Source organism: Tenacibaculum skagerrakense, from assembly GCF_004345825.1.
GTDB lineage: Bacteria > Bacteroidota > Bacteroidia > Flavobacteriales > Flavobacteriaceae > Polaribacter > Polaribacter skagerrakensis.
Genome location: NZ_SLXM01000001.1, coordinates 243737 through 259700, shown reverse-complemented (window position 1 = coordinate 259700; position 15964 = coordinate 243737). Strand labels below are relative to the sequence as shown.

Here is a 15964-nt window from a genome sequence, read left to right as displayed (position 1 = left end):
GTTTTACGGTTTCACAATAGTTTCTTCAATTTCTTCTTTTAGTTCTTCTTCCTCTTGAAATTCTTCGATTAATGGTTTCACTTCTGAAAAAGGAATACTATCTAACTGTCTTTTAAGTGGAGCTATAAATTCAAAATATTTTGGTCGAAGACTATCAACCATTGGTTTTGCTGTAGGAAGTTTCTCTCTGAAAGGATCTACTTGTCTACCATTTTTCCAAAAACGATAACAAACATGAGGTCCGCTAGTATTACCAGTCATTCCAACCCAACCAATAACATCTCCTTGTTGAACAAACTCTCCAACACGAACTTTTCTTCTCTTCATGTGTAAATACTGGGTAGAATATGTTCCATTATGTCTAACTTTTACATAATTTCCATTTCCTCCTCTTCTTGAAGATTCAGTTACAGTACCACTTGCTGTAGCCATAATTGGAGTTCCATAAGGAGCTGCAAAATCGGTTCCTTTGTGAGCACGAACACGATTACCATATAATTTAATTCGTCTTTTTAAATTATATCTTGAAGATATACGGTATTGAAACTTAATAGGTGACTTTAAAAATTGTCTTCTAAGTAGCCCCGCCTCATCATCATAATATTCAGGAATTCCTTTGATAGAGTCAGCGATATACCTATAAGCGTATAAATCTTTTCCTTTGTGATTAAAAACCGCAGCTTTTATCCTACCATACCCAACTGGAATTGAGTCTTCAATAAATTTTTGTTCAAATATTAATTTAAACGTATCGTCTTTTTGTAATCTATAAAAATCAACTGTCCAAGAATAAATATCTGCTACTTCATAAGCAAGTGTAGGTCCATAACCAAGAGTGTCAATTGCATTTGAAAAATTATCTACTATTCTTCCTGAAATTGCTCTTTCTATAGTAGTAACTGGTTTTCTGTATTTATAAGCAGAAATTAACGAGTCTTGGAAATTAATAATAGTAGATTCTATTCTATTATGCTTGTATATAAAAACCTGGGCTTTTTCCAAAGTATCTTTAGATGCAAGAATTGTATATGGCTTACCTGCTCTTACTTTACGGACATCAAAAGTATCTTTGATAGTTGTACTAATTTCATTGATTTTTGGGTAAAATACATGATGTCTATCTAGAATAATCCCAAAACTCTCACCACTCTTTATAGTATCATTAATTACCTTATAGTTATCAAAATTAAAACCATATTTAATTATTGGTTTTGGTTTAACTTCTTCAACAATTTCTTTTTTAGGTGTTTCTTCTACCTTATCCTCTTTACAAGAATAAAAAAATAATAAGCATGTAAGTAATATGGCAGAATATAGAGTAGTTTTCAATTATTTGCGTTTTAATTTGAACTAACCACAAAAGTACAAATTAAAGCAAATTATGTTAAGACTTTAACAATCTGTAACGTTTTTTATTCTACAACGATTTCGAAAGGATTCGCCAATCCTTTAAACGCATCTAATTCAGCCCTTAAAGAACCTACAGATAACGAAGCTCTCATCTTAATAGGAACTTTATTATCATCTGCTGTAATCCAAACAGTTACACTTTCTTTTGCTTTAAAAACTCTACCTGCTTGAACTAATGGTCTAAACATTTGTGTTCTTACTTTACCAAATTGTGTTGATAATGTTTCATACCCTAGAAATAATAATTTAAAAGGATATTGTTTTTCATCGAAGAACATATTTACGTGAATTTCATCCCCTTTTTTAAGATTTTTAGTGTTGTAACTTCTTAAAAAATAAAAAGTAGAAATCATATCCTGAGGACCAGTTACTGAGATTGTAGTATCTCTTTTCTTCAGTATATCTTTTACATGAGCAGTATTTTTCTCATGATCAAAAGTGATGTTTTTTTTCTTCTTATACCCTCCCTCATCAATATCTCTTACAAAGTAATAAGGTTTAACTTCTTTTGGATCAAAGTAACTTTCATACCTGTCTCTAACTTTAAAAAACCAACCTACAACACTAGAAGTTTTACCTTTTCCTATAGCATGTAGTACCTTTTTACCTTTATAATTTTCTTCTTTAAGTTCAAGCGTAGCTTCACCTGCCTTTAAAAAACCACTATAACTCATTCTATAACGCAACCATTCTCCATCTTGAAATGCAGGAATAGCTTCCTGAGAAGAACTCGATAATGATATAGTAACCAAGAGTAAAAAGACTAATATTTTCTTCATAATTTCAAACTTATGAAAAAAGTATGACAATTATTATTCCAAAAATTGAATTAGCAATTTGATAATCTAAAAAGTTCCCCAATTTTCCAATTCTTCTTTACTCCATAAATAAGGAAAAAATACTCTTTTTTGATATTTAGGGTGAAGATATTTACGCCAGCTACTTCCTCCTGTTGCTTCTAGGTCTTTGTTACTTCCTCCTAGATATTTTCCTGCGGCGTTATAATGAGCCATCACCCATTTTACATTGACAGTGTAATCGTAGTGGCGCATTGCTTTAATTAAATCTTCTTCTTCTTGAATCTCTTGAGGTAATTGTTTAAATTTCTTTGAGAGATTAATATCATTATAGTCTTCCATAAACTCAATAAACTCTCCCATATATTTTTTTTCAAACAGATTTAGAAGTGTTGTTTTTTGTCCGGTATTATAATTTTTTCCAGCTGCTTGCCAATACAAATGATCGTAGGCATTTTTAAAAGAAGAGTTTCTATCAATCGTATCTCTAAATCGAGCATCAATAAGATTGATTAATTCAGTGGAAGCAAATTCAATTTTACGATATTGAGCACTTTGGAAACCACTAGCTGGTGTTAAGGTATTACGAAACTTTAGATATTGTTCAACATCCATTCCTTCAGCCATAACATTAAATGAACTGCATAATACATCAAAATAGCGACTAATTCTCATAAGATGTTTTGAAAACTTCTCTGCTGAAATTTCAACACTTTTTGCCACTTGATCTATTTCCCAAAGAATCATTTTGAACAATAATTCATTTACCTGATGATACATGATAAAAACCATTTCATCTGGTTGCGTAGTTCTTGGAATTTGCAATCCCAATAAAGCATCCGTTTGTATGTAATCCCAATACGTAATTGGTTTACTCCATAGCAAACCTTCTAACATGGCCTCTACAGGAACGCCTAATTTCTCATACTTTTCCTCTATTGCCTTTAATAATTCTTCTCTGCTCATCTTATGTTAGTTCATATAAAAAGAACCAAGAAAGTTGTTTCTTCCTTGGTTCTAAAGATACTTCAATAATATATATTTATAAAGTCCCTCTTCGTTGTTGTTCTCTTTCGATTGATTCGAATAAAGCTTTGAAATTTCCTGCTCCAAAACCTCTTGCTCCCATTCTTTGGATAATTTCAAAGAATAATGTTGGTCTGTCTTCTACTGGTTTGGTGAAAATTTGCAATAAATAACCTTCTTCGTCTGCATCAACCAAAATAGATAATTCTTGTAGTTTAGAAATATCTTCTTTCATGATTTCCATGTGCTCGCCTAAACGTTCAGGAATCATGTCGTAATATGATTGTGGTGGTGGTGGTAAAAACTCAACACCATTTGCTCTCAATTGAGATACCGTTTTGATAATGTCGTCGGTAGCAACTGCAATATGCTGAACTCCTTCACCTTCATAAAAATCTAAATATTCTTCAATTTGAGATCTTTTTGCTGCTTTTGCTGGTTCATTAATTGGGAACTTTACACGACCATTTCCATTACTCATTACTTTACTCATCAATGCAGAATATTCTGTATGGATTTGCTTATCATCAAATGATAAAAAGTTTTCGAATCCCATTACATCTTCATACCATTTTACCCATTTGTTCATTTGTCCCCAACCTACATTTCCTACCATGTGATCAATGTATTTTAATCCAGCTGAAGGAGGGTTATAATCTGACTTCCATTCCATGAAACCTGGCATAAATGTTCCTTTATAGTTTTTACGCTCTACAAACATGTGAACTGTTTCTCCATACGTGTAAATTCCAGAACGAACAACTTCTCCATCTTCATCTGTCATTACAGTTGGTTCCATGTACGATTTTGCGCCTCTTTTTGTAGTTTCTTCCCAAGCAGAACGAGCATCTTCAACCCAAAGCGCAACAACTTTTACACCATCTCCATGCTTAACGATATGATCATTAATTGGAGATTTACTGTTTAACGGAGTTGTTAAAACTAAACGGATTTTATCTTGAACTAATACGTAGCTTACTTCATCTTTTGAACCTGTTTCTAATCCTCTATATGCTAATGATTGAAATCCAAAAGCTGTTTTATAGAAGTGTGCAGCTTGTTTTGCATTTCCTACGTAAAATTCAACGTAATCTGTTCCTAAAAGTGGAAGGAAATCTTGCGCTCCTTCAAATATTTTTTCTAAACCGTAGTTTACTGATTTTATTTCTTTTGACATGTCTTTTCTAATTTAAATTATTCTTCTAACCAAGATTGATAATACTCCTCATCTGCTATTTTCATAGCTTCTTCTGTAACCATTAATGGTTTAAATGTATCTACCATCACAGCTAGTTCTTCTGTTACTGTTTCTCCAATACTTCTCTCTGTTGCTCCAGGATGTGGACCATGAGGAATTCCGGCAGGATGTAACGAAATATGACCTGCATCTATATCATTTCTACTCATAAAATCTCCATCAACGTAATATAAAACTTCATCAGAATCTATATTACTATGGTTATAAGGAGCAGGAATTGCTTGTGGATGATAATCGTATAATCTTGGCACAAAACTACAGATTACAAACGCATCTGTTTCAAAAGTTTGGTGTACTGGTGGTGGTTGATGAATTCTTCCTGTTATCGGTTCGAAATCGTGAATTGAAAATGCATATGGATAATTAAACCCATCATAACCTACCACATCAAAAGGATGTGTTGCGTACACCATTTCTATAATTTCATCTTGTTTTTTAATTTTCATTAAAAAGTCTCCTTTTTCGTCATACGTTTCTAATTCATAAGGTTGACGAATATCTCTTTCACAAAACGGAGCATGTTCTAATAATTGTCCGAACCAGTTACGGTATCTTTTAGGTGTATAAACTGGTCTATACGATTCAACAATAAATAAGCGATTATCCTCAGTATTGAAATCTATTTTATAAATCATCCCTCTAGGAATCACTAAGTAATCTCCATATTTGAAATCTAAGTTCCCCATATGTGTTCTTAGTTTACCTGTACCTCTGTGTACAAAAATTACTTCATCAGCATCTGTGTTTTTGTAGAAGTAATCTTTAGTAGAAGCTTTTGGAGCTGCCAATATGATATTACAATCTGAATTGGTTAGTACAATTTTTCTACTATCTAAATAATCTTGCTCTTGAGGAACTTGAAATCCTCTGAAACGATACGATTGAATATTATTTTTCTTTGCGATTTTTGGCGCAATAGAATATTGTTTTCTAATTTCTTTTACTTGCGTTGGTCTTTGTTCATGATACAGGTTCGACGACATTCCGTCGAAACCAATAGTACCGAACAATTGCTCGTAGTATAAGCTTCCGTCTTCTTTACGAAATTGAATATGACGCTTATGTGGTATTTTTCCTAATTTGTGATAAAAAGGCATTTTTACAGATTTAATAAGTTAATATGAAAATGTAACATTTAGATAGTTACATTATTTAATTGGTATATAGTTCCAATGAATATTACTTATTCTGGATTTCGCTTAATCATAAATTTTAAGTGCGATAATAAGCCTAACCAATACATTTTTAGCGCTTTAGTTGTTTGTTCTACAAATATAATAAAAAGAATGTGGAAAAAGGACTGATAAAAGTCAGTCTGCAGTAACTTTTTCTTGAAAACAAAAAAACCCGAAGTTATGAACTTCGGGTTATAAAAGATTTTATACTGTAATTACTCTTTAGGTAATCTTTCGTCAATCATTTTAAGCGGCATTCCTTCCATTAAATCAAAAACGTCAAGAATACTTCTCATGGTGTCTTCTTCTTCTACTTGTTCGTTAACAAACCATTGTAAAAATAATTCAGAAGCATAATCATCTACACTACGTGCTTTTTTAAAACATTTATAAATAGATTGCGTTACATTTATTTCTTGTTCTAAAGATCTTTCGTAGATATCTCTTAAACTTTCAAAATCGTTATTAACATTGTGTACTTCAGGAGATACTGCTGCACCACCTGCATCATTAATAAATTCGAAGATTTTCATTGCATGCTCTCTTTCTTCTTCGGCTTGCTTATAAAAGAATGATTTGCTATTCAATAATTCTCTTTGATCACACCATGAAGCCATTGCTAAATAAGATGCAGATGCATGCATTTCCATGGCGATTTGCTCATTTAACACATCCATAACTTCAGGATGAATTGTCATTTGTTTTCTTATTGCTGTTGTTTTCATGATAAAAATTGTTTGTTATGCTAATTTACAACAAAACAAGCGGTATTAACAGCGTAAAACCAAATTTGAATAAAGTCTAAATAAGCTTATTATTTAGAATAAAACTGATTTAAAGGGAGAAAAGAAAGAGTCTATAGTGTTTTTTAAACTTAAAAGCTGTGGAATATCTAAATATATCAAATGTTGTTTATCAGCTACAAATAACAACACGAAATTATCATTATCAATGATATCACAAACTGAGTCGTGAGTTCCAAGTTTGTTAATGTTAGTCCTTAATTGTAGTAACTGAGGAAACGTTAACACAATATTCTTATTAACGGTTGTTAATTGATATTTACAAAAAGTAATCTCTTGTAATTGAATAGCTGGTTCAACAAGTGCATTTACATTCATGTTGCAAACATACTATTTATTTAGAATAAATAAAAATTAACTTTCAGGAGCGATTTCTACTTCTAGGCCATCCAATTCAGGAGTCATATGAATTTGACAACCTAAACGGCTGTTATTTTCTACACTAAAGGCTTCAGCAAGCATAGCGTCTTCATCATCAGACATTTCAGGAAGTTCATGACTTGATTTTACGTAACACTGACAAGAAGCACACATTGCCATACCACCACAAATTCCGATTGTTCCTTCAGGAGCCAACTCGTAAGAACGAATTACTTCCATTAAATTCATATTCATATCTGTTGGTGCTTGTACTTCATGAGTAACACCTTCTCTATCTGTGATTTTTATATTAATGTCTGTCATTTTCCTGTTCTTTTAATTTCTTTCGAAGCACTTTCGCTCTTTTGTCTTCACCATCATGACTCCAACCTGGTGAATTAAAAATGTAATTTAATTTATCGCTCCACTTTTTGACTCTTTTGACATCTTTCCAAATAGCAGTATATTCATGGGTTGCAACAGTGATTGGATTATACGTTTCAATATTTACTGTTAATCCGTAAACAGGATGATCAATTTCTTTCATCTCTTCAGAGAATGTTCCAAATATACGATCCCAAATAATTAATACACCAGCATGATTGCAATCTAAATATCTAATATTTGAAGCGTGATGCACTCGATGGTGTGATGGAGTATTAAAAATGAATTCAATCGGTTTGGGCAATTTATCAACCAATTCGGTATGCACAAAAAACTGATAAATTAAACTTACGCCCATCAAGGTAAACATCATTAACGGATCAAAACCTAACAACGGAATCCATAGCCAAAAGAAGAACTTATGTATTCGTTCGCCTACACCTTGACGCAGAGCTGTTCCTAAATTCATATGAATTGAAGAATGATGTGGAACATGACCTGCCCAAAATAATCGTACCTCGTGATTTAAACGATGAAACCAATAGTATGAAAAATCATCAGCAAAAAATAGTAATAACCATGCCCACCATTGTCTGTTTACTACACCATTTAAAGGTGAAATTTGATATAAATAGAAGAATACAATAAACGCCAATACCTTAGGAATAAACTCAACTATTGCCGAAAAAATCATCATTAACAAGGATACACTTGTATCTTTAGAATGATATTTTTCCTTTGCTATTTTGAATTCAACAAACATTGAAATAAAAAAGACAGGCAATGCAAAATAAATCAGTTTATCTTGTGATAATTGTTGTATGTATTCTAAGAATGTCATTTAGAATTATTCAATTTTTTTAATCACTGCCTTTGGTGCTTCTTTTTTAGTACCATCAAAACCTTCTACACCACCAACAGTTGTGTATTTCATCACATATTTCTTATCAGGAAAAATACGTTTAAATGCACTCTGACACATTAACGTAGCTTCGTGGAAACCACATAAAATTAATTTTAACTTTCCTGGATAAGTATTCACATCACCAATTGCATAAATACCCGGTATATTAGTTTGGTAATCTAACGCATTATTCACTTTAATGGCGTTCTTTTCAATCTCTAATCCCCAATCAGCAATTGGACCTAATTTTGGCGATAATCCGAATAAAGGAATAAAATGATCTGTAGGAATTGTAAAAGGCTCTTCATTGTCCTTATGAACAACCACGCCTTCAACCTTATCATTACCTACAATTTCTTTAACCTCAGCAGGAGTAATTAAATTGATTATTCCTTCGTTCTTTAATTTTTGAACTTGATCTACAGAATCTAAATGACCTCTAAATTCATTTCTTCTATGAATTAAGGTAACAGAGTTTGCAACATCTGCTAAAAATATAGACCAATCTAGGGCAGAATCTCCACCACCAGCAATTACCACATCTTTTCCGCGGTACATTTCTGGTTCTTTAATCATATATTCTACCCCTTTACCTTCGTAATTATTGATATTTGAAATAGGTGGTTTTCTAGGTTCAAAACTTCCTAAACCACCAGCAATAGCAACCACTGGTGCCTGATGTTTTGTTCCTTTATTTGTAGTTACGATAAAAGTTCCATCCTCTTGTTTATCGATAGTATCAGCACGTTCTCCTAAGGTAAATCCTGGTTCAAATTGTTTAATTTGTTCCATTAACTTATCTGTTAAGTCACCCGCAAGAATCTCTGGATATGCAGGAATATCATAAATAGGTTTTTTAGGGTAAATCTCAGAACATTGACCTCCTGGTTGTGGTAACGCATCAATTAAATGACATCTTAGTTTTAATAGCCCTGCTTCAAATACTGTAAACAAACCTGTAGGGCCTGCTCCAATAATTAATATGTCTGTTTTTATCATTTGATAAAAAAGCTTTTATACGGATATTCCGCAACGAGTGCGGAATATGAATTGTTAATATTATATGTACTTAGTTCATACTACTCCAAAAGTAGTTTAGAACTTTTATTTAAATGCTGATATAAATCAGTTAAGCAACATTGATTACTTCTTCTATCTCAGGAGCATACTTTTTAATAGTAGCTTCAACACCATTTTTAAGTGTCATTTGGTTTACGGTACAACCACTACAAGCTCCTTCTAATTGTACTTTAACAATGTTTTCTTCTATTGATAAAAGCTTGATGTTTCCTCCGTCACTAATTAAAAACGGACGAATTTCATCTAACGCTTTTTCAACCTTACTTTGCGTTTCTTGTGCTGACATACAACTTTATTTATTTTGTGCTACAACCACTCATTGTAGTTATTCTTACAACTTCAGTAGGTGGTAAGTTAGCATTTCTTTTTAACAATTGAGAAACTACTTCTTGTGTAATTTCTTTGAATGATTCTTCTAATTTTGTTCCGCTTTGTAGCGCAACTGGGTGACCAACATCTCCTCCTTCACGAATACTTTGCACTATTGGAATTTCACCTAAAAATGCAGTTTCTAAATCCTCTGCTAAGTTTTTAGCTCCACTTTTACCAAAGATATAATATTTATTGTCCGGTAATTCTTCTGGAGTGAAGTAAGCCATATTCTCAACAATTCCTAAAACAGGAACATTAATTGCTTCTTGCTGGAACATTGCCACTCCTTTTTTAGCATCTGCTAGTGCGATATTTTGAGGCGTACTTACAACAACTGCTCCAGTAATTGGTAATGCCTGTACAATAGATAAGTGAACATCTCCTGTACCTGGAGGTAAATCGATTAATAAGAAATCTAATTCTCCCCAATCAGCATCAAAAATTAACTGATTTAAAGCCTTTGATGCCATAGGTCCTCTCCATATAACAGCTTGATTAGGATTTGTAAAGAAACCTAGTGATAATAATTTTACACCGTAATTTTCGATTGGCTTCATTTTAGAACGACCTTCTACTTTTACCGAAAGTGGTCTTTCTTTTTCAACATCGAACATAATGTGTTGAGATGGCCCGTACACATCTGCATCTAAAATACCTACATTGAATCCCATTTTCGCCAATGTAATTGCAACATTTGCCGTTACTGTAGATTTACCAACTCCTCCTTTACCAGAAGCAATAGCGATGATATTCTTAATATTAGGAATCTCTTTTCCTCGGATTTGGTTAACTTCCTCTTTAGGCTTGACTTCTGTTTTTACATTAACTTTTACATCAATCTTTTGATCAACATGTTGGTGAATAGCTTTCATAATCTCAACCTCAACCTTCTTTTTTGCTTGAAGTGAAGGATTGCTAATCACTACATCTACCACTACTTCATTACCAAAAGTAACGACGTTTTTTACGTTTTCATTTTCAACTAAACTTTTACCTTCTCCTGGTGCCGTAATAGTTTCTAATGCGTTATATATATCTTGCTTTTTAAAGCTCATTTTGTTTGTGTTAATTCTTAACTGCAAAGATAGTGCTTACAATTTAGATACTAAAGTGAGAACATTTGGAATTCTTATGAATCTATAAGGCTATGTTATAGTTCTTTACTTGGATCCCAAAATAGATTTTCAAAATTTTGAATTTGATTTTCAATTACTTCAACCCTTTCACTTTCTAATAATTGTTGCATCAAATTAGTGCCTTCGAAATGATGCTTGCCTGTTAAAATTCCTTTTCTATTAACTACTCGGTGTGCTGGCACTTCTTTTTCAGAAGAATTATTCATTGCCCAACCCACCATTCTTGCTGATCTTGCTGCTCCTAAATACTTAGCAATTGCGCCATAACTAGTTACTCTTCCATAAGGAATTAAGCGAGCTACTTCATATACTCTTTCAAAAAAGTTTTGATTATTACTCATGCTTTAAAAGTACAACTTAATTGTGGTTACTATTGCTAAAAAAGCAGTTATAAAACTCATAATTGGATTGAAGAATACCATAAGTTTATTTACCTGATTTTGCATTTTTTTTATAAAAACAATATAACTAGACAACACAGCAAAAACCCCAAAAGAAGTTCCTACTCCGAATGCTAATACTTCATTAGAGTTATTAGATACAATTCCTTTCATTGTTAAAAAAGAATACATTACGGCAAAAAAGGGAATTGCAAACATATTAATAAACGACAGTTTTACTCCATAAGCAAAGCAGGTTTTACGATTACAAATTTGTGTTACTTTTTGTTTAGAAAACAGTTCTTTTTTTAAATAGAAAATTGATAAAAAGGCAAATACAACAACCGCTATGTTTTTTATCCAAAAAAGAAGATTTGGCAGTTTATCAATCAAAGAAATTATGTACAAACTCAATAGAAACTGAAAGAACACAACAATAGCAGCTCCAAAAATAAAACGACGAGCAGAATTTTTATTTTCATCAATAAAAATTTTACCTACAGTTAAATTTAACATACTCGGCATAATGAATCCTATATAAGCTACTGTAAAACCAAGAAAAAGACTTAAAAGCATCACAAAAATTTAATCCCATTTTTGGACGTTTAAAAAGTAAAATCCTTTCTAGTTTTTTTTAATAATTAAGCTTAAACTTAATATACGTAATAGGTTTGCCTTGTTCTAGGTATTGTTGTTCGTAGAATGTTTGCGTTTCTGTAACTTCTTCTGGTGAAGAGTTTAGTTTATAAACATCATGACTTGCATGAAGAACTTCATGTCCTTCTCCATGCAACAGACCCAATGTATAACCATGCATAAATTCGCTATCTGTTTTTAAATTTATGCATGCATCTGGTTTTAAAATATGATGGTATCTCTTTAAGAATTCGCTGTTAGTAAGTCTGTGCTTTGTTCTTTTATATTTTATTTGAGGATCTGGGAAAGTAATCCAAATTTCATCTACTTCATTTTCAGCAAAAATCTTATCTACAAGTTCAATTTGCGTACGAATAAAAGCAACATTATTCATTTCATCTTCGGTAGCTGTTTTAGCTCCTCTCCAAAAACGAGCGCCTTTAATATCGATTCCTATGAAATTTTTATTTGGATTCTTTTTTGCTAATGCAATGGTATATTCTCCCTTTCCACAACCCAACTCAAGTACTATTGGATTATCATTTTTAAAAAAAGAATTCCAATTACCTTTTAAATCGAAGTTACCTGTAACCTCTTCTCGTGTAGGTTGAATTACATTAGAAAATGTTTCGTTTTCTCTGAAACGTTTAAGTTTGTTTTTGCTTCCCAAAGCGTAGTATATATGTTAAACGCTTTTAAGCTATATCTTCTGTACCTTCTCTTTTGAACTTAAGAGCTTGAGAAATCCAGTAGTATAATAAACCTAAAAGAATAGCTAAGAAAATCCAGTTGATAGCATTAGAAGTCCACCATCCAGCTGCACCTTTAGCTAACGTTAAACGAATCCATTCAAAAGGAATGAATAACACCTGAAATATTTCACCTATAAACTTAAAAATATTTAATCCTAACATAACTTGATTATCTTTACGTTTGCAAAAATATAAAAAGAAAAAATGTTAACCAACTTTTTCAGCAATACAAAACCGTTTACTTCTGTGATAATTATCGCACTGTTTTTTGTGTATGCTTTTCTAGGTTATTTCTTTGAATACATACCTGAATTAAGTATCGGTTTGTTTTTTAAATTTTTGGTTCTGTTTGGATTGGTAAACTTTATAAAATCTAGAAATAATTTAACCTTTGACAATTCTTATTTCTTTTTAATTTTTGTGATTTTAATTGGCTATCTACCGATTACGGTTTCTATTAACAATGTTTTTTACTCAAATTTAATCTTGTTAGTATACGTTAGGCGAGTTTACAGTTTACAATCGTCTAAAAACACCATAAAAAAACTATTCGACAGTGGGCTTTGGATGGGGATTTCCTTTTTAATTGAACCTTTTACCATTGTTGTGTTTCCAATGACATTTATTGCAATTTTAATACATCAGCATATAGATTACAGAAGGTTAATAACTCCTCTATTAGGTTTTGTCTCACCAATAATATTATACTTTACTTATCATTTATGGTATGATCAACAGCAAAAATTTTATGCGCTTTTAGATTTTTCAACGTATTACGATTTTTCTATTTATACCAGTTTCACTCTTAAATTCTCTTTAGGGGTTATAGTTACACTAACCTTTTCTGGCTTTTTATTAAAAACTCCTAAAGCATTATCTATTAAAAATGTATTTAGAAAAAACTGGATTTTAGTGTGTATTCATTTGCTTTCTGTTTTCATTTTATTACTTATTATAAAAAACAGGTCAGGTGCAGAAATAGCTTATTTACTATTTCCTTGTGCAATGATAATAGCCAATGGCTTTGAGTTACTGCAAAAGAAATGGTTTTCAGACCTTATTTTATTACTACTGTTTTTAGGATCGTTTGTACAGTATTTAGTTTAGTTACATTTTTTCTCCAAATGCTAAATCACCAGCATCTCCTAAGCCTGGAAGTATATATCCTTTTTGATTAAGATTGTTATCTATATCAGCAATCCATAATGAAGTGTTTACAGGAAAATGATTCTTGATATAATCAATTCCATCTAGAGAACCAATTACAGAAACAATATGAATTTCTTTAGGCGTTCCGTATTTTTTTATTCCTTCATAAACTGCCACCAACGATTTTCCTGTTGCTAACATCGGATCAATTAATAACAACGTTTTATTATCAATTGGAGGAGCCGCAAAATATTCAACGACAATTTCAAAATCGACTTCATTATCTGGATGATGTCTATAGGCAGAAATGAATGCGTTTTCAGCGTCATCAAAATAATTTAACAAACCATTATGCAATGGAAGTCCTGCCCTTAAAATGGAACATAAAACAATGTTTTCAGCTAACATTTCAACAGGTTTAACTCCCAAAGGGGTAAGTACTTGTTTGGATTCGTACTGTAAGTTTTTACTAAGCTCATAACCTAGTATTTCGCCTATTCGTTCTATATTTCTTCGAAAACGCATACTATCTTTCTGTATGTTTTTATCTCTAATTTCTTTAAGAAATTTATTTAAAATAGAACGTTGTCGAGCTAAGTGATGTATTTTCATTTTTCTAAGTAAGACCTCAATATACAAAAAGAATAATTCTCCTTAACATAAACTTATAGTATTTCATTCGTGGCACAAAAATTGCGACTTGGCTGGGAAATCTAAATAACTACTATGAAACACAAATTACTACTACTGTTTTTTATTCCTTATCTATCATTTGGCCAAAGCACACTCGGAAAAGCCAAAGAAAGCTTAAGCAAATCGTCCGGAAATTCAGCGAACGTAGAAACAAGAAACGGTTCTTCATCAAGTAATGATGATGATGATTACAATTTCTTTTCTAATTTTTTTGAAAATGCTTTCTTGGAAGTCGCTTATTATTCTACACTAGGAATTGCTTTTGGAGGGGGAGATTACAGAGAAATGAACCCTTACCCTTACTACAACAATCATGGAGAGTTTACAAGTGACTTTTCTGATGATACAAAAAGAACTAGTTTTAAAGTTGGAGCAAACTACCTGGTAAATAGGATTAAAGGAATAGAACTTGATGCAGTTTTCAAACCAATTCCAATAGCTGGGCTTGAGGTTTCTTATCTAAATTTTTCAGAAAACACGTTGTTAAATTCTGAATCATTAAACATTACTTCATTTAGCGCTAATTATTATCGTTTAAGAGAAAACTACTTTTCTGCATGGTGGGGAATAGGTGGAACTTATGTAGGAAATGAAGTTGATACTTGGGGGTTTAATTACAATTTAGGCTTAGATATTTATCCTGTAAAACCAATTAGTTTGCATATAGGATGGCGCCAAAGTTTTATTAATGATAATACTGTTGATGTTTTTAAATCACAAGTAAAATATCATATAAAGCGAACTGCTTTGTATACGGGATATCATAATTATAAACTAGGAAGTGAAACGGTGTCTGGACTAGTTTTGGGTGTTGAGCTTACTTTTTAAAATTCATTCCTTAATTAAAAAATACAGCAAGAGCTTCTATTAGCTCTTGTTTGTTTTCAATGTGACTCATGTGTCCGTTAGATAATTTAACAATTGGAGTCTGAGTTCTAGTTGCTTCTTCTAAAATATATTGATGTTCTAAAACTGGATCTTTTTTTCCTGTTATGATTAAAGATTCAATACTTTCCAATTTTAAAACGTGTTCTCTATTTGTACGTTGTTTCATTCCTTCTGCACACGCAATGTAACCTTGAATTGGAGTTTGTAATGCTTCCTTTTTACATTCAGCGATTTCATGAGTAAATTCACTAGCTGTTTCCGATGAAAACAAATTGTTGATAGACATGGAAACTAAAGCTTCGTAATTAGTTTTTGCCATTTGAATAGCTCTATTTCTAATCTCTTTCCTCTCTTCAGAATCTGATTGTGATGTGGAATTTAGCAAACATAATTTACCAACTTGCTTTGGGTATTTTTCTGCAAAAGCCAAAGTAACATATCCACCCATTGAATGACCTACAAAAACAGCTTCTGAAATCTTTTCTTTCTTCAAAACTTTCTCAACTGTTTCCGCCATTTCTTCCATTGTGTGTACATAACCCAAACATTCGGAATTTCCATGACCTAATAAATCAATCGCTATCATTTTATACTGATTCGAAAATTCATTGATAACTGCTTTCCACATAGATGAATTCTCTAAAAAACCATGTAATAAAACAATTGTTTTAGTACCTTTACCATAGCAATAATAAGCCACTTTGGTATTTTTATATACTACCGAATTTTCCATGCGGCAAAAATATGTATCTTTCTTCACT

At 31.9% G+C, this 15964-nt stretch carries 20 protein-coding genes; 2 read left to right on the top strand and 18 right to left on the bottom strand.

The window, feature by feature from the left end; genetic code table 11:
• Window positions 1–3: 3 nt before the first annotated feature.
• The 16 genes from EV195_RS01150 to EV195_RS01075 all read right to left on the bottom strand — a co-directional run bounded on the left by EV195_RS01150 (window position 4) and on the right by EV195_RS01075 (window position 12635).
• A complete protein-coding gene (locus tag EV195_RS01150; protein ID WP_243693042.1) occupies window positions 4–1329 on the bottom strand; it encodes a peptidoglycan DD-metalloendopeptidase family protein in 1326 nt (441 codons plus the stop codon).
• Window positions 1330–1412: 83 nt separating this feature from the next.
• Window positions 1413–2189 (bottom strand): DUF3108 domain-containing protein, encoded by a 777-nt coding sequence (locus tag EV195_RS01145; protein WP_132791742.1) that lies wholly within the window; start codon window positions 2187–2189, stop codon window positions 1413–1415.
• A gap of 66 nt (window positions 2190–2255) precedes the next feature.
• A complete protein-coding gene (locus EV195_RS01140; protein ID WP_132791739.1) occupies window positions 2256–3173 on the bottom strand; it encodes a tryptophan 2,3-dioxygenase family protein in 918 nt (305 codons plus the stop codon).
• 76 nt (window positions 3174–3249) lie between these two features.
• Window positions 3250–4410 carry a 4-hydroxyphenylpyruvate dioxygenase gene (gene hppD, locus EV195_RS01135; RefSeq protein WP_132791736.1) on the bottom strand — a complete coding sequence of 387 codons (1161 nt, stop codon included), beginning with the start codon at window positions 4408–4410 and terminating at the stop codon, window positions 3250–3252.
• A 17-nt stretch (window positions 4411–4427) separates the two neighbouring features.
• Entirely contained in the window at window positions 4428–5588 is a 1161-nt protein-coding gene (locus EV195_RS01130; RefSeq protein WP_132791733.1) for a homogentisate 1,2-dioxygenase, read from the bottom strand.
• 293 nt (window positions 5589–5881) lie between these two features.
• Window positions 5882–6391, bottom strand: coding sequence for a ferritin (locus tag EV195_RS01125; RefSeq protein WP_132791730.1), 510 nt, complete (start codon window positions 6389–6391; stop codon window positions 5882–5884).
• A 93-nt stretch (window positions 6392–6484) separates the two neighbouring features.
• The gene (locus EV195_RS01120) at window positions 6485–6787 is read right to left on the bottom strand and encodes a hypothetical protein (RefSeq protein ID WP_132791727.1); all 303 of its coding nucleotides are present in this window, start codon (window positions 6785–6787) and stop codon (window positions 6485–6487) included.
• Between the two features lie 36 nt (window positions 6788–6823).
• On the bottom strand, window positions 6824–7153 hold the full coding sequence (locus EV195_RS01115; protein ID WP_132791724.1) for a 2Fe-2S iron-sulfur cluster-binding protein: 330 nt from the start codon (window positions 7151–7153) through the stop codon (window positions 6824–6826).
• A complete protein-coding gene (locus EV195_RS01110) occupies window positions 7140–8054 on the bottom strand; it encodes a sterol desaturase family protein (RefSeq protein WP_132791721.1) in 915 nt (304 codons plus the stop codon). The genes EV195_RS01115 and EV195_RS01110 overlap by 14 nt, the downstream gene beginning before the upstream one ends.
• A 6-nt stretch (window positions 8055–8060) precedes the next feature.
• Window positions 8061–9116, bottom strand: a complete 1056-nt coding sequence (locus tag EV195_RS01105) for an NAD(P)/FAD-dependent oxidoreductase (RefSeq protein WP_132791718.1) — start codon at window positions 9114–9116, stop codon at window positions 8061–8063.
• Between the two features lie 130 nt (window positions 9117–9246).
• Window positions 9247–9483, bottom strand: coding sequence for a NifU family protein (locus EV195_RS01100; protein ID WP_132791715.1), 237 nt, complete (start codon window positions 9481–9483; stop codon window positions 9247–9249).
• A gap of 10 nt (window positions 9484–9493) precedes the next feature.
• Complete coding sequence (locus tag EV195_RS01095; RefSeq protein ID WP_132791712.1) at window positions 9494–10624, bottom strand: Mrp/NBP35 family ATP-binding protein; 1131 nt, start codon at window positions 10622–10624, stop codon at window positions 9494–9496.
• Between the two features lie 95 nt (window positions 10625–10719).
• Entirely contained in the window at window positions 10720–11046 is a 327-nt protein-coding gene (locus EV195_RS01090) for an MGMT family protein (RefSeq protein ID WP_132791709.1), read from the bottom strand.
• A 3-nt stretch (window positions 11047–11049) separates the two neighbouring features.
• Entirely contained in the window at window positions 11050–11661 is a 612-nt protein-coding gene (locus EV195_RS01085) for a hypothetical protein (protein ID WP_132791706.1), read from the bottom strand.
• A 58-nt stretch (window positions 11662–11719) separates the two neighbouring features.
• Window positions 11720–12391, bottom strand: a complete 672-nt coding sequence (gene trmB / locus EV195_RS01080; protein ID WP_132791703.1) for a tRNA (guanosine(46)-N7)-methyltransferase TrmB — start codon at window positions 12389–12391, stop codon at window positions 11720–11722.
• Window positions 12392–12416: 25 nt separating this feature from the next.
• Window positions 12417–12635, bottom strand: coding sequence for a DUF6341 family protein (locus EV195_RS01075; RefSeq protein ID WP_132791700.1), 219 nt, complete (start codon window positions 12633–12635; stop codon window positions 12417–12419).
• Between the two features lie 42 nt (window positions 12636–12677).
• Between EV195_RS01075 and EV195_RS01070 the strand changes: the two genes are divergently transcribed.
• The gene (locus tag EV195_RS01070) at window positions 12678–13580 is read left to right on the top strand and encodes a DUF6427 family protein (protein ID WP_132791697.1); all 903 of its coding nucleotides are present in this window, start codon (window positions 12678–12680) and stop codon (window positions 13578–13580) included.
• Here the strand turns inward: EV195_RS01070 and upp are convergent, their stop codons facing one another.
• Window positions 13581–14234: a uracil phosphoribosyltransferase gene (gene upp, locus EV195_RS01065; RefSeq protein WP_132791694.1), complete on the bottom strand. Its 654-nt coding sequence runs from the start codon at window positions 14232–14234 to the stop codon at window positions 13581–13583.
• A gap of 114 nt (window positions 14235–14348) precedes the next feature.
• Between upp and EV195_RS01060 the strand changes: the two genes are divergently transcribed.
• A complete protein-coding gene (locus EV195_RS01060; RefSeq protein WP_132791691.1) occupies window positions 14349–15143 on the top strand; it encodes a hypothetical protein in 795 nt (264 codons plus the stop codon).
• Between the two features lie 10 nt (window positions 15144–15153).
• Here EV195_RS01060 and EV195_RS01055 read toward each other — a convergent pair whose 3' ends face one another.
• The gene (locus EV195_RS01055; protein WP_132791688.1) at window positions 15154–15936 is read right to left on the bottom strand and encodes an alpha/beta fold hydrolase; all 783 of its coding nucleotides are present in this window, start codon (window positions 15934–15936) and stop codon (window positions 15154–15156) included.
• Window positions 15937–15964: the final 28 nt, after the last annotated feature.

Bases quoted from the DNA above. Each gene is read 5' to 3' on its own strand.
- EV195_RS01055 (WP_132791688.1), bottom strand. From the start codon at position 15,936: ATGGAAAATTCGGTAGTATATAAAAATACCAAAGTGGCTTATTATTGC.
- EV195_RS01105 (WP_132791718.1), bottom strand. From the start codon at position 9,116: ATGATAAAAACAGACATATTAATTATTGGAGCAGGCCCTACAGGTTTG.
- EV195_RS01085 (WP_132791706.1), bottom strand. From the start codon at position 11,661: ATGCTTTTAAGTCTTTTTCTTGGTTTTACAGTAGCTTATATAGGATTC.
- EV195_RS01115 (WP_132791724.1), bottom strand. From the start codon at position 7,153: ATGACAGACATTAATATAAAAATCACAGATAGAGAAGGTGTTACTCAT.
- EV195_RS01100 (WP_132791715.1), bottom strand. From the start codon at position 9,483: ATGTCAGCACAAGAAACGCAAAGTAAGGTTGAAAAAGCGTTAGATGAA.
- EV195_RS01130 (WP_132791733.1), bottom strand. From the start codon at position 5,588: ATGCCTTTTTATCACAAATTAGGAAAAATACCACATAAGCGTCATATT.
- EV195_RS01075 (WP_132791700.1), bottom strand. From the start codon at position 12,635: ATGTTAGGATTAAATATTTTTAAGTTTATAGGTGAAATATTTCAGGTG.
- upp (WP_132791694.1), bottom strand. From the start codon at position 14,234: ATGAAAATACATCACTTAGCTCGACAACGTTCTATTTTAAATAAATTT.
- EV195_RS01120 (WP_132791727.1), bottom strand. From the start codon at position 6,787: ATGAATGTAAATGCACTTGTTGAACCAGCTATTCAATTACAAGAGATT.
- EV195_RS01145 (WP_132791742.1), bottom strand. From the start codon at position 2,189: ATGAAGAAAATATTAGTCTTTTTACTCTTGGTTACTATATCATTATCG.
- EV195_RS01090 (WP_132791709.1), bottom strand. From the start codon at position 11,046: ATGAGTAATAATCAAAACTTTTTTGAAAGAGTATATGAAGTAGCTCGC.
- EV195_RS01060 (WP_132791691.1), top strand. From the start codon at position 14,349: ATGAAACACAAATTACTACTACTGTTTTTTATTCCTTATCTATCATTT.
- EV195_RS01070 (WP_132791697.1), top strand. From the start codon at position 12,678: ATGTTAACCAACTTTTTCAGCAATACAAAACCGTTTACTTCTGTGATA.
- EV195_RS01095 (WP_132791712.1), bottom strand. From the start codon at position 10,624: ATGAGCTTTAAAAAGCAAGATATATATAACGCATTAGAAACTATTACG.
- EV195_RS01140 (WP_132791739.1), bottom strand. From the start codon at position 3,173: ATGAGCAGAGAAGAATTATTAAAGGCAATAGAGGAAAAGTATGAGAAA.
- EV195_RS01110 (WP_132791721.1), bottom strand. From the start codon at position 8,054: ATGACATTCTTAGAATACATACAACAATTATCACAAGATAAACTGATT.
- EV195_RS01125 (WP_132791730.1), bottom strand. From the start codon at position 6,391: ATGAAAACAACAGCAATAAGAAAACAAATGACAATTCATCCTGAAGTT.
- hppD (WP_132791736.1), bottom strand. From the start codon at position 4,410: ATGTCAAAAGAAATAAAATCAGTAAACTACGGTTTAGAAAAAATATTT.